The sequence below is a fragment of the Hahella sp. HN01 genome, assembly GCF_018986435.1.
Taxonomy (GTDB): Bacteria; Pseudomonadota; Gammaproteobacteria; order Pseudomonadales; family Oleiphilaceae; genus Hahella.
Genome location: NZ_JAHMIN010000001.1, coordinates 110,544 through 123,722, shown reverse-complemented (window position 1 = coordinate 123,722; position 13,179 = coordinate 110,544). Strand labels below are relative to the sequence as shown.

Genomic DNA, 13,179 nt, shown 5'->3' with positions numbered 1-13,179 from the left:
CATCCATTTAGGTTTTGAGCGCAATGGCTCTGGTTCGCTTGAGCTTGTGGCCCGTTATGCCGCCTCGCCTTGTGAGCCAGGCCGGCTGACGTCTCGTAATAAGGTGGGTGCGCCTTAAAGAGATGTGCAGTCAGGAAAGCAATAATACCGAGAATGACGCGCAATGAGTTTGCGTAGTTGATTTGATTTTAATAAAAATTGATAGATAATTTTAAAAATAAACATCTTTGTGAAATTTAATATCCAAATGAAAGAGAAGCTTGTCAAAATCGATCGAATTGATCGCAAAATATTGGAATGTCTGCAAAAGGATGGCGGGTTATCCAACCAGGAATTAGCGGAAAAAGTGGGATTATCGCCGTCGCCCTGTCTGCGTCGCGTGCGTGCTCTTGAAGAGGCGGGCATTATTCTGCGTCGGGKGACTTTATTGGAGCGCAAGAAGCTGGGGCTGTCTTTGACGGTGATTATCCAGATCAGCATGGATCGCCATACGCCGGAACGCTTTGAAGAGTTTGAAAATCAGGTTAAAGAGTCCCCGGAAGTTCAGGAATGCTATTTGATAACCGGGCAGGAGGCCGACTACATGCTGAAGGTGGTGGTGCCGGACATGGATGCATACCAAGTGTTCCTTTTGAACAAGATCACCCGTATTCCCGGGGTAAGCGGAGTGCACTCCAGCTTTGTGCTGCGCAGGGTGGTGGACAACACGGAATTGCCGCTGGGCTATTTATAGAACCTCAGTTTACGATTCGCTCACGAAAAAGTTTCTCGGCTAATACGCATGGCTTATTAATCATTCTGTTTTACACTAATAGTTAGCTAGCTAATTAATTTGAATCCTCTAACAAGCGGAATATCATGAGCGAGTTATTTTCCTTCACATTGGCGCGTCTGAACCGACGCTGGCGCAAATTGCTGGATGATCGGCTCAGTGATTTGGGGCTGACTCAATCCCGCTGGGTGACGCTGCTTTATCTGCAAAGGCTGGGCGGCGACCTGACTCAGAAAGAGTTGGCGAACGCTCTGTCCATTGAATCGCCGACACTGGTGCGGCTGCTGCACGGCCTGGAAGAGTCCGGTTTGGTGACCCGCACCGGGTGTGGGCAGGATGGACGGGCCAAGCGCATTCGCCTGACTCCTGCGGCGGAAGGCTATCTTGAAACGGTGAATGAACGCGCCGCCGCATTGCGGAGCGAGATGCTTGCCGGCGTCTCGCCGCAGGATCTCGAACTGTGCCTGCAGGTTTTTGCGCGGATAGAAAAGAATGCATCGGAAATAAACTGACTGACGCCTCGCCGATTGAATTACGCATCACTCACGTTTGCAAGGGGATTCCGAAGACTGATTACGGAGCATTTACATGTCTGATACGTTGTTGCAGGCTCTCTTTGATCGTCATGGACCCGCCTATCGCTGGCTGGCCATGCTCACTGTCATGATGGGGACGGTCTCCGCGGTATTGACGTCGACTATCGTCAATGTGGCCTTGCCGGACATCATGAACCACTTTTCCATAGGCCAGGGCGTCGCCCACTGGCTTTCCACCGGCTTTCTCGCCGCCATGACTACAACCATGCTGACTACCGCCTGGCTGACGCAACGCTTTGGACTGCGTCACGCGTTGGGATTCGCCATGTTGCTGTTCGCGGGCGCTTCTGTGCTGGGCGGCTTGGGGCCGAATGCGGAGTCTGTGATCCTGGCGCGGGTTCTACAGGGAGCCGCCGCGGGTATGTTGCAGCCGATTGCGATGCATGTGTTGTTCAGGGTATTTCCCCGCAATGAGCGTGGACGCGCTATTGGCATATATGGCATGGGCGTGATTCTGGCTCCAGCCTTGGGGCCGGTGTTGGGCGGCGTCATCGTGGATCAGCTTGACTGGCGTTATATCTTCTTTGCGCCGTTGCCTATTACCATGGCTGGCTTCCTGATGGCGCTACGCTATATGCCTCACAGGGAGCCGGAGGTTGAGCAGCACGGCTTTGATTGGACCAGCTTCTTTTATCTCTGCCTGTTTATCGGGTGCGCGCTGGATGGATTGACCCGGTTGCAACACGGCCTCGTGCAACCCCTCTGGCAGTCTATGGGAGCCCTGTTGGCGATGTCTTCGCTCATCTTGTTCGTACGACGGCAGCGACATAGTCGAAGCCCTCTGCTGGAGCTTGCGTTGTTGCGCGTCCCCAGCTTTCGCAGTGCATTTCTGGTGGCGTTAGGGCTGGGCATGGCCCTGTTCGGATCTACCTACATCATTCCTCTTTTTGTTCAGACTGCGTTGAACTATAGCGCGACAGAGGCGGGCATGATGATGGCGCCGGCCGGCATTGCGCTGGGCATACTGTTTCCCTTCAGCGGACGGGCGGCGGATAAAGGCGCGCCTCATCGCCTGGTGATCGCGGGGCTGGCTTTGTTTGCCGGGGCCAGTCTGCTGTGGGTGTTTATCGGCCTTACGCCGTCGTTTTTCTATCTGGCTGCGCTGGTGTTGGTGGGACGCGTTGGACTGGCGTTGATGATGCCGGCGCTCAGCACCGGCGGTTTGGTGGAAGTCAGCGATGCGCAGCTGGGGCAGGCGTCGGGGATGATTAACTTCGCCAGACAATTTGGCGGCGCGATGGGCATCAATATTCTCGCGGTCATGCTGGAGTGGGGAAGTGAAGCGGGCGATGGAGGTCACGTCGCATCCATGCTGAGCTACACCGAAGCCTTTGTTCTGCTGGGCGTTATCGCCATCGCGGCTTTGTGGCCGGCGGCGCGCATCGGAAAGACAGACGCCTCGGTGCAAGCCGCGCCGGAAAGCGCCTGAACAGGCCTAGGCGCCGATCAAGGCCTGCCCGCACACTCTTATGGTCGCGCCAGTGATTCCATAGGCCCCAGGCGTAGCGAGAAATGCGATCAGCGCCGCGACGTCCTCGGGTTGACCTCCTTGTGACAACGAGTTCAGGCGGCGACTGGCTTCCCGCATCATGAGGGGCATTTGCGCCGTCATATCGGTTTCAATAAAAGCGGGCGCGACGGCGTTTACTGTTACCCCTTTGGAGGCCAGCCGAGGCGCCAGCGCCGCCACGTAGCCAATCAGCGCCGCTTTACTGGTCGCATAGTTGGTCTGCCCAAAATTGCCTGCGACGCCGCTGATAGATGACAGGCAGATAATGCGCCCCATACCCCGTAACGCTTTTGCGTTCAGCAGAGCGTCGTTGATGGCGACGACAGCCCGAAAATTAACATCCAGCACGCTACACCAAGTCTCTTCCGACATCTTCGCCAGGGTTTTGTCGCGAGTGATTCCGGCGTTGTGCACGATAATGTCGATACCGCCATATTGCTCCAGAAAGTATTGCGCCAAGGTTTGCGGAGCATCCGGGACGGTAATGTCCATGGGCAGTGGAACGCCGTTAATATCAGCGGCGAAGCTTGTCAGGACCCTGCTGGCGGAAGGGAGGTCCAGACACACCACCGTTGCGCCTTCCTCTGCGAGCCGGCGTGCGGTCGCCGCGCCGATGCCTCGGGACGCGCCTGTCACCAGGGCGACCTTGTTCTGCAGTGGTCGGTAGGGCGTTGACAGCGCCTGAGAAGACGGCGCTTTCACCGCGGCGCTAAGCCTGATCGCCTGACCGTCCACGTAAGCGCTAGTTGGGGAGCAGAAAAACGCGAGCGGCCCTGTCAGGCGATCTTCCTGACCAGGCTCCAGATAAAGCAAATTGGCGGTGGCTCCGCGCTTACCCAGCTCTTTGCCGAGAGAGCGTGTGAATCCTTCTACCGCTTTGGCGCATGCCGCCGCCACTGGGTCGTCCATTTGCTCGGGCGTTGACGCCAACAAAAGTGCGCGACCGTGGCGGGGAAATTGCGCCATCAGGGGATGGAAGAAACGGTATAGCGCATCCAGATCCTCACTGCTGCGGCAGCCGGTGGCGTCGAATAGGGCGATGATCGGAGTCGCTTCGCTTGACTGCATGTCCTCGTGTACCTGCGCGCCAAGTGCCTGTAGTCGGGCGCGTACGATATCCAGGGCTCCACTTTCGGTGACGCCGCCGATCAGCGCAGTAGCTCCCTGAAGGGGGCTGCCGGGGATCGCCTGCGTCGAGCGCTGAAGAGCAACTGGTGCGGGGAGTCCCAGTTTTTTCAGCAGTTTGTAGGCGCCTGGATGAGTGGCGAGCGTGAGCAGTAGATCGGACATGACGATTTCCTTTTTCGTAATGACGGAGTGGGCGACTCTTATTCTGCGTAGATTTAAAAGTGGCGGCGAAAACGCTCTTTTCTTCACAGAAAATCGGCGTACGGCGGCTAAAGCCTATATTCTTCGCCGCAACAAGGCTAGGATATAACTCCTTTTCATGTCAGTAAGGGCAGTGCATTGAATCAGGAGCAGAAACTTGAGTCTGTCGCGACCAGAACGCCACAGGGACGCAAGGCGGTTATCTCGCGGGAAGATGTAATTTCAGCTGCATTGAAGCTGGCCGGGCCGCATCGCAGCGTGTCCACGTTAAGTCTGCGTGAAGTCGCCCGGGAAGCGGGCATTGCGCCCAACAGTTTTTACCGGCATTTCAGAGATATTGATGAATTGGCGGTGGCGCTGATAGAACGCGCCGGAACCTCTCTCAGGAAAATCATTGGTGAAGCCCGCAATCGTGCGCGTTCGGACACCAGTGTGGTGCGCTCTTCCGTCGAAGCCTTTGTCGAGCAGCTGAGCGCCGATGAAAAGTTTCTGCATATCTTGCTTAGGGAAGGCAACGTCGGTTCCGACGCATTTAAATACGCGGTAGAACGCCAACTGTGCTTCTTTGAAGAAGAGCTTTGCGTAGATTTAGTGCGCCTCGCTAAATCCAAAGGCACGGGCATCATGCAACCGGAGCTGGTGTCCAAGGCGGTCACCCGGCTGGTGTTCGCGGTGGCCGCCACCGCACTGGATCTCCCAATCGAAAAGCATGCCGAGATCAGCGATCAACTGGAGCGTATGATCCGTATGATTATCGTTGGCTCGCAAGTCCTGGCGGAAATCGAACCAAATCCCGCCGTCGTCGCCACGGAATTGGCCAGCGTGAGGGCGTCTCTGGAGCGTCCTGAACTCTGAGTGGGGGCGCTTAATGCGCTTCCGCTGTCCTCAGTTCCAGCTTTAACCAATCCTGCCCGTCCCGGCGTCCGTCGTCGATAGCGTTGAAATAGCGTTTGTAGAACGTCAGTAGTTTGTCCGGGGAGGGAACGGGGCCGCCGTCTTCATGTTCTATGCGCATCGCGGTGGTGACCAGTTTTCTGATGTCCGGCGCTTGTCTGCGAATAACCTCCAATAGCCATCTCATTTCCGCAAATGCGTTGCCAAGACCCTTGGGTCGTTGCAGGCGCCGATACAGAATGATCGTCAGCACGTCTTCTTCCTGGCGATAGGTGATTTCGGCATGTTGAAAACAAGCGGTTTCGCCAATGGGGCGGGTTCCGGGCAAGAGGGAATATGGGCGTGTAGGGATGCCCTCGCGGGCCAGTATATTCGAGAGCGGATACATATCGTCACCTTCGGCGGTTCAGGTTAACCCTGTTATTGTTGTTGGGTAACCGTTGCGCTACGAAGGTTGCGGCGATTAATTAGACGTCTCACTGATACGTGGTGCTGAGACGCAGTCAGGGGCGATTTTTATATTTATTAACTTATTAAATTTATTTACTTACTTATCTATCTACTTATTCATGCACGTCTGTGGGGCGAAGTTGGGCATATTGGGCCCTAATCCACCGTAGGGACTGAATCCCTCCTGTCTGATATCGCATTTGGGTGGGCAATGGTCGCTTTTCATGGCGGTTTTCATCGCGATTTTKCGGTATTCCTGGCTCGCCACCACATGGCCTTTGCTGAGCAGTATTTCGCTGTGCAGCTCGTACAGCCGGGCGCCCAGCTCATGCTGGTGATAGCGCTCTGTCAAAATCTCCGCACAGTTCAGGGCGTGAAGAGCATCTTCAGTGCGACCGAGCTGATAATACATCTCCGCCAGTATGCGCCAATCATGGCTGGCGTCGCGCTCATCCGAGCAGTGATCGATGGCGGACAGAATGGCCTTAACGCCTTTATCCGTCTCTCCCAGTGACTTCAGCGCCAACGCCAGCATGCGATAGGTTTTACATTTGCACTTGGCGTCCTGTAGAAACGGCTCTGCGAGCAGAAGCAGCTGTTTGGCCTGTTTGAAGTGCTGGTCCTGAATCAGCCGCTCCGCCGCCGCTAACAATTCCGGCAATGCCTGATCGCTGCCGGATTTGGCGAGGTGGATAGCGTATTGCACTGGGTCGCGATCACGAATCCACTCCGCCGCCATGGCGTGACGTTCGCGGCGAACCTGTTCCGGCATGGACTGGTAGACGGCCTCCCGCAACAGATTGTGAGTGAAGAACCAGCGTTCGCCATGAAGATGTAGTACACCCAGGCTAAGTAGCGTCGCGAAGCGCTCCAGGGGACCGTTCATCAGCTCTTCCAGTTGCGGTTGCGTAAACCCATCCTGGCTGACGGAAATCAGCTCCAGCGCGCACTTGAGTCGGGCGGACAAGCGCTCGGTTTTGGCGGCGATAATATTGGTGATGCTAAAGGGCAATTCGTCGCCCAAATGCTCGTGATTGAGTAAATCGATTAAGAATGACGGATGCCCCTGCGCCTTTAAAACACAGTGCTCCCGCCACTCCTCGCTGGCTGCGCCATGGCCGTGCGCCAGCTCTCTCGCCTGAGGTTGCGTGAGAGGGAACAGCCGGATGGTTTTGACGTCATGCTGGTCGAAGCCGGCGATGAAATCTGTGTAACTGCTGGTGATCAGCAAGAGCGGACAGTAAGGCGTCAGGTTCGCCAAGGCCTCAAGAGTGAGGCGCATGTCCTCGTCAAGCTGATGTATCTCTTCTATCACCACGACCAGCTCCCGTTGCCCCAGCAGCGCAATCAACAGGGTCTCAAGGGCCTGTTGGCAACTCTTCTGGAACAGGTAGGGCGACATGCTCGCCACCATCCAGTCGTTGGGATGCGGGTCGTTACGTTTGACTCCGAACAGATGATAGATGAACGGATACCAATGGCTATCGATACAGAAGTTGACCAACAGGTTCAGCAGCTTGTTTTCGTCCACCTCCTGCAAGTTCGCCAGTCGGCGGATCAACTCTGCGCCTGGATGCAGCTTGGACTTGTCATCACAAGGGTTGCGCAGAATGACGCGGCTGAGATTCTGTTTGGCGGCGTCTTCCACGAAGGCCAACGCCAAGTGGGTTTTGCCGATGCCCGCCACGCCGCTGATATTACACCAGGCGCCTTCGCCCTCTGCTTTTAGCTGGGTCAGCAGGGACTGGAAATACGCTCGTTCCTGATCGCGACCGATGGTATGCAACACTGGCGGCGCGGATTCGGTCAGCGCATACCATGGTCCGGGCGCGTAGGCCGGATTGGATTTATAGACAAAGCTGTATTCCAGGCGACTGCAATGAAACAACTCGCTGTGCACCAGGACCACGCCGGACAATTGCTGCTTGGCGAAGCGCTCAATGCCAAGGCGTTCGCTCATCGGCAGGCGCGCCTGACAGTGCAGGGCGCCGTGATGGCTGAACTCGGCCTGGATGGGCTTCACCAACGCGACGATATCGGGATGGCGTCGGGCGATGGCGCGGATGACCCGCATCGCATAAGCGGTTGGTTTCTGGTGGGCGTTTGCGGCGCCCAGCAGTAGCACATGGAATGACGGTGAAGAGTAGTGCACGGCGACGTCCAGCTCATCCATCATGGGAGCGAGACTTCTGAGGTCCAACTCGCCCGCCAGACATAACCCAAGCACTTTCCTGTGAATGGGAGTGGCTACGGGATCATTACTCTCACGCTGAACCACCGCTGGCGCTTCTGTAGGGGAGGCGGGCGTCTCTGGCTCAGAGGCGTCTTCCATCACGATCAGCTCTTCCACTGGCACGTTGTAGAAGCGTGACAGGTTATGAGCCGTGCGCAGCAATACATAGCGCTGCAATTCCGCCCGTTTCAGGGAAGAAACGGATACGTAAAGTCTCTGCTGTTGGCATTCGTCAGCGACCTGTTCCTGACTCAGTCCCAGGCCTTGTCTAAGCTCCAACAAGCGGTTTCGATGCAAACGGACCCTGCCGGGTCTGCAACTCTGGCGCATATTGTTATCCTTTACTACGTTGAGCGTTGACGAATGCTGATCGGTTTTTATCCGATTCGCCTCAAGCGCTTCCTTTTTTGTGAGCTTGAAATTTTGATAACTCATTGCTTTATAAGTTTTTCAAACCTTTTTCCCGAGCTTTTTATGAATACGTTTTCATTCTGGGTTTCAGGGTAAGCGACACGAGAACAATAAAAACGTCATTACACAGTCCCAGGCCTTGTCTAAGCTCCAACAAGCGGTTTCAATGCAAACGGACCCTGCCGGGTCTGCAACTCTGGCGCGTATTGTTATCCTTTACTACGTTGAGCGTTGACGAATGCTGATCGTTTTTTCTCCGATTTACCTCAAGCGCTTCCTTTTTGTGAGCTTGAAATTTTGGTAACTCATTGTTTTATAAGTTTTATAACTCAATTTTCGAGCTTTTTATGAATACGTTTTCATTCTGGCTTTCAGGGTAAGCGACACGAGAACAATAAAAACGTCATTTACTTTTTAGATGTTCTCTTTCAATAAAAAACTATCAATATTTTTCAGAGTTGCGCCTCGAAATGCGCCTGTATGAGACGCTGATAACGCTTAGCTTTCCGCTATTTTTTTCTATCTGTTTTACAGAAGGCGGAATGTGGCTGTTCCAGTGTATAGCGACGCGAGTAATAGAGTTCCAGACATCAACGTCGCACAGAGATCGTATGAATGCGCTCCCTGTTATCGTTCGAAACAACAGACCTTCTTTGTGTAACGAAACCTAACAGTACATCAAGTTACTTAGGATACAAAAGGCGAAAAATACGTTTTTATACGAAGTCGGCCTTACATTCCGTTACAAAGCCATAGGATTATCCCTCAGAGAGATTATTTAAATGCTTAATTTGGCCTATGCAAATAGTCCACTGGTTAGGCCATTTAAGTCTATCATACTAACCATTTATCTATACGGCCCAGAAACTTCGCGGGGTTTCACGTTACTTAAGAAATATATTAAAAATATGGCGGTAATATTTTTTCTTATTCAATTACAAAAAGTTAAAAGCATGCCGGTTTTAATTGAAGTTTGAGTTTTCGATATGTTCTCTAACTCTGACCGGCAGTCATTTATATCTTTGCGCGCGTATATCGGATTAAGTTAATTATGTCAGGTTCACTTTTTATTGAGTAAATGAACCGTCAGTGTCAGATCGGTTCAGTTCAAGGGTTCAGATGCATCTGCGTCGAATCTGACGCTTATCTGAAACTGGTTCAAAAGGCCGTGTGACCGACCATCGTTTCCATCAACCCCCCGTCAACAAAAGGAATGGGAACGATGGAAATAAAATACGATGAGACCAATCAGTTAGTTAGTCAGGCCAGAAGCGGTTGCCCGAATTCATTGGATATGCTTTTTCGTGAACAGCGTCCCAAATTGCACAGATTTATTCGTAACCGTGTGTCGCGCCAGGAAGATATCGAAGACCTGGTGCAGGATACGTTCCTTTGGGCGCAACAAGGGCTCAGCTCTTTTGAAGGTAAATCCCGCTTCTCCACCTGGATTTTGGGCATCGCCAACAACCTGATCCGCAATCACTACAACCGCTCTCCGGAGTACAAATATGACTTTGTTTCCGATGATGTGCTGGATCAGGTGCACAACGAATCCGACACGCCGGAGGCCAGCCTGCAGCAGGAGCATCGCATCAAGCAGTTGGAGTACAGCATTCGCATGCTGCCGAAAGACATGCAGCAGATTGTTGAGTGGGTGGCGATTGAAAACTATCCCTATCAACGTGTCGCTGATGAACTGGGCATTACTGTTCCCAGTGTGAAAAGCCGTTTGTTCCGGGCGCGTACGTCGCTGAAGGAGTCAGTCATGCCGCTGATGTAAGCGCTACGTCAAGGGGGCAGAGTGATCCTGCTATCATGGGCGCAGGATCACTCTGTAAGACTTAACTCAATTTCTTGACTGCTTTTTCATAATCTTTCTGCACGCCACCCTTGAAGTCGTAAAGGAATAGGCGGAATGCGCTCAAGGCTTCCTTTTTCAGATCGTCCGCTGTCGCAGATGAGCCTTCCTGCGGTCCCTGAGCCATTTTTTCGCATGCGACAAAGAATTCATCTCGTGCCTTTTCGGCCTTTTCCATATGTTCTTTTAGCGCGTGAGGCTGACAGGTTGCGAATAGCTCATCCACCTGTTTTCGCATCTTGCTGGAGGGATTCGCCATGTTGATCAACATGGTGTCCATGTGTCCATCAAACTTTTTCGTGAGCTCTTCCCAGCCATCGCCCGCGCGAGGCGTTTCCGCTATGGTCTTACGGCTTACCAGGCCGTCAAACTGGGTCTTGAAATAGTTGAGATTGTCCTTGCCGATATATTCTTTGACGGGGCGTTCGTGGGTTGCGGCGACGCTACCGCCGATCTCCACCGTAGCGATGTCCGTGGGGATTTTCGCTTTTCCACCGGCCTTCAACTCACCTCCGGCCAGGAACCTCCCGAAACTCAGGCCGCCGTCCTTGAACTCAAAATAGGCGGAAACTGTAACCGCACCAGAACCCGTGGCTTGGCCTGAAGCTGACTCCGCAGCCTCTGAAAGCAAGTCAGTGACTTCTGGGTCCTTTATCTCAGGGGCTTTCTTACTGAGCATATCCTGAATTTTTGTAATGCCCTCTGAGCCTAGAGCGCCCTTTATTGTTATTTTGATATCGCGAAAAGCGCCGTTGTAATTGATATTGGCGTTGTCACGCATTTTCCTGCGGGTATGTTCGACTGTTACCGTCGCAGTTGAGGCGATGTCCAGGGTGAGGGTGGTTTTGTGGCTTCTTTCCTTAGGCTGGCTGTACTCCAGCGCACGAATTTGCGCGAAGTCGTTTTTGCTGAACTTCATTTGCGGCGTTTCAAGGTGTTTGCTGATGGTTTCAAGCGCCATGATGGCTTCCGGCGCCTCTTCACGCGCCTTCGCCAGTGTGGTTTCCGGCGGTTCTCCCGCTTCCTCTCGATAGGTTTTGACGAACTCGTTGAATATATTGGCGTGGCGAACGGTCAAGCCTTCCACCAGAGACGCTCTGCCTTTTACGCCGACTTCTTTCTCCATCTCTCTTTTGATTGCGGATTCAAGATGCTTGGGACCCATGCCAACTACTTTGCGCAGGTTATGCTCTACGCGCCCGAAGCCTTTGGTCAACGTATCATGTGAGCGTGTGTTCCCCTCGTACTGCAGCAATTTGTCAAAATTTTCCAGGGCCATATCTTTGAGCTGGTCGCGAACCAGATCGATCGCAGGCCGCTCCTCGGAGCTCGCAATAGAACTGGTTTCGCTGATGACGGAAGGGCTGCCCTGGCTGGCGGTGTAAAAGGACTCCCCGCTTACAACGGTTGGATTGCGGTTGACGATTACTTCGTTGTTACTCAGCGCATCCATGGAATTCAGCGACTCCGAGCTGGCTCTGCCGGAAAGGCTGCCCGGGGAAGGGGGCTCTTGCATCGCCGTATGAAAGCTTTCTTCGGAGGCGGCGGAAGGGCTGCGATTCAGAGATCTTCCGAATAATTCAAGATTTGCTGCAGTGAGAGGCAGAGCGTTGACCGGGTTTTGAGTATGAGTTTCTTCTGAGGTTGTGGAAGCGCTTTCAATATGGGATATGTGCTCTTTGAGCGCGCCGAGTCGCTCAAAAAAGTCATCCTGGGCGCGATGTTCAAACTTTTCCGTACGGGATTTGAGTAGATCCTCGTCTTCCATCATCTTTTTGGTTAGCGAGGTCTCACCTTTGACATGAATGTGAGTATGTTTGTGTTCATAACTGACTTTCACATCCGCGGCCTTGAATCCAAGCTTACCGAAACCGCCGTAGGAAAGAGAATTGACTTTGTAAGCCGCAGAGGCGGGTATGCTGCGCGGTTCCGGCACGGCTAGCTCGACTGATCCGTTACGCCAGTCTCGCAACTCGTCTAAATTGGACGCGCCCTCGCCGTGAACTCTCAGGAAGTCCTGTAATTTCAGCTTCATTTGATCGCTTTGAGTGAGAATATCGCTATCGCTGGCCACGGCTTTCTTGAGCGCTTTGGCTGACTTCGCCGCCCCAGGAGAACTCAAAGTGAGATCCAGCACGCTGTTAGTGAAGTGATCGACAAAGTCGCTGACGTTATCGAACCCTCTGCCTGAGGTGCGGGACAGATTGACTGTCGCTCCGACGGATGGACCCGCCTCAATGATTGGCAGCTTGACTTCAAACCCGAACTTGCCTGCATCGGTTCTTTCTCGCAGCACGCCAAGCGCCTGTGAGGTTTGCGCTGTCTCTTTGTGACTGAGGTTGACCGTTGCTTTGAGCGGCGTGTGAAGAATATTCACGCCCAGATCCATTTCCACCGCCAGATTGTTGCTGGCGCCGGAATTGTTGAGGTATTTCAGTTTATCCAGCACCTCTTCTTTTATTTTTTCGCGCTCCTGCTGGACGATGCGGTTGGCGACATGTTTGGCGAGAGGCTTGGTGACCTCGGCGGTTTCTACGCTGAACCTGGAGGGTATGAGCTGGTTGACCTCCTTTAACGCGAAGTTCATCTGATTCAACGCTTCCAGGTGATCCGTAGCGGTCTGGATTTCCCGGGGAGGGTTGAACTTCTCGTTAAAGACCCTGAGTTGCGACTCATCAAGTTTACTGGTCAAGATGTCCTGCAACGCTTGCGTGAGTTTGCCGATTTCTTTGGGCGTGGAGAGATCCAGACCTGGGGCTGGCGTTTTGCCCATGAATTCTTGCAGATTAAGCTTTTCGAAAAGGTTCTTAACAATGGCTTCATTGCCGGCGGAGGACTTTGGTTGCTCCAGCACTTCTGCAAGATTTTTTCGCTCCAGGTCCTGAATGATAATTTCGCTATAGCGTTCTATTTTGGTCTGCGGGTAGCCGGTCAGGTTTAGGTCATGATTTTCCGCCCAGGCCTTGAATTTCTCCGGCGTCGTTAGCGTCGGCGCAGATTCGGGAGACGCGGGGCGGATGCTGTTTTCCCCGAGCCGCCCTGGGACAGAGTGAGTATTTTGCGATGATATCTGCTCAGGTACGACATTCTGGGGGACGGATGCGGAGGGACGGTTGACTTCCATTT

9 protein-coding genes are annotated in these 13,179 nt (G+C 53.4%); 5 read left to right on the top strand and 4 right to left on the bottom strand.

Annotated features, from left to right (window positions below; all coding sequences use genetic code 11):
- The first annotated feature begins 247 nt into the window (after positions 1-247).
- From KP814_RS00555 to KP814_RS00545, 3 genes are all read left to right on the top strand, one after another.
- Positions 248-733, top strand: coding sequence for an Lrp/AsnC family transcriptional regulator (locus KP814_RS00555; protein ID WP_216734924.1), 486 nt, complete (start codon positions 248-250; stop codon positions 731-733).
- Positions 734-858: 125 nt separating this feature from the next.
- Positions 859-1,284 (top strand): transcriptional regulator SlyA, encoded by a 426-nt coding sequence (gene slyA, locus KP814_RS00550; RefSeq protein ID WP_216734923.1) that lies wholly within the window; start codon positions 859-861, stop codon positions 1,282-1,284.
- Between the two features lie 76 nt (positions 1,285-1,360).
- Complete coding sequence (locus KP814_RS00545) at positions 1,361-2,797, top strand: DHA2 family efflux MFS transporter permease subunit (RefSeq protein WP_216734922.1); 1,437 nt, start codon at positions 1,361-1,363, stop codon at positions 2,795-2,797.
- A 6-nt stretch (positions 2,798-2,803) separates the two neighbouring features.
- Here KP814_RS00545 and KP814_RS00540 read toward each other — a convergent pair whose 3' ends face one another.
- Complete coding sequence (locus tag KP814_RS00540) at positions 2,804-4,168, bottom strand: 3-oxoacyl-ACP reductase (protein ID WP_216734921.1); 1,365 nt, start codon at positions 4,166-4,168, stop codon at positions 2,804-2,806.
- Between the two features lie 177 nt (positions 4,169-4,345).
- Between KP814_RS00540 and fabR the strand changes: the two genes are divergently transcribed.
- Positions 4,346-5,062, top strand: coding sequence for an HTH-type transcriptional repressor FabR (fabR, locus tag KP814_RS00535; protein ID WP_216734920.1), 717 nt, complete (start codon positions 4,346-4,348; stop codon positions 5,060-5,062).
- Positions 5,063-5,072: 10 nt separating this feature from the next.
- Here the strand turns inward: fabR and KP814_RS00530 are convergent, their stop codons facing one another.
- On the bottom strand, positions 5,073-5,489 hold the full coding sequence (locus KP814_RS00530) for a hypothetical protein (RefSeq protein WP_216734919.1): 417 nt from the start codon (positions 5,487-5,489) through the stop codon (positions 5,073-5,075).
- 171 nt (positions 5,490-5,660) lie between these two features.
- Positions 5,661-8,114 carry an AAA family ATPase gene (locus KP814_RS00525; RefSeq protein WP_216734918.1) on the bottom strand — a complete coding sequence of 818 codons (2,454 nt, stop codon included), beginning with the start codon at positions 8,112-8,114 and terminating at the stop codon, positions 5,661-5,663.
- Positions 8,115-9,417: 1,303 nt separating this feature from the next.
- Between KP814_RS00525 and KP814_RS00520 the strand changes: the two genes are divergently transcribed.
- Positions 9,418-9,975 (top strand): RNA polymerase sigma factor, encoded by a 558-nt coding sequence (locus KP814_RS00520; RefSeq protein ID WP_216734917.1) that lies wholly within the window; start codon positions 9,418-9,420, stop codon positions 9,973-9,975.
- 61 nt (positions 9,976-10,036) lie between these two features.
- On the opposite strand, the gene KP814_RS00515 is transcribed toward KP814_RS00520, so the two are convergent.
- On the bottom strand, positions 10,037-13,177 hold the full coding sequence (locus KP814_RS00515; protein ID WP_216734916.1) for a hypothetical protein: 3,141 nt from the start codon (positions 13,175-13,177) through the stop codon (positions 10,037-10,039).
- Positions 13,178-13,179: the final 2 nt, after the last annotated feature.

Excerpts from the sequence above, each read along its gene's own strand:
- slyA (WP_216734923.1), top strand. The coding sequence starts at position 859 with ATGAGCGAGTTATTTTCCTTCACATTGGCGCGTCTGAACCGACGCTGG.
- KP814_RS00545 (WP_216734922.1), top strand. The coding sequence starts at position 1,361 with ATGTCTGATACGTTGTTGCAGGCTCTCTTTGATCGTCATGGACCCGCC.
- KP814_RS00540 (WP_216734921.1), bottom strand. The coding sequence starts at position 4,168 with ATGTCCGATCTACTGCTCACGCTCGCCACTCATCCAGGCGCCTACAAA.
- KP814_RS00530 (WP_216734919.1), bottom strand. The coding sequence starts at position 5,489 with ATGTATCCGCTCTCGAATATACTGGCCCGCGAGGGCATCCCTACACGC.
- KP814_RS00520 (WP_216734917.1), top strand. The coding sequence starts at position 9,418 with ATGGAAATAAAATACGATGAGACCAATCAGTTAGTTAGTCAGGCCAGA.
- KP814_RS00515 (WP_216734916.1), bottom strand. The coding sequence starts at position 13,177 with ATGGAAGTCAACCGTCCCTCCGCATCCGTCCCCCAGAATGTCGTACCT.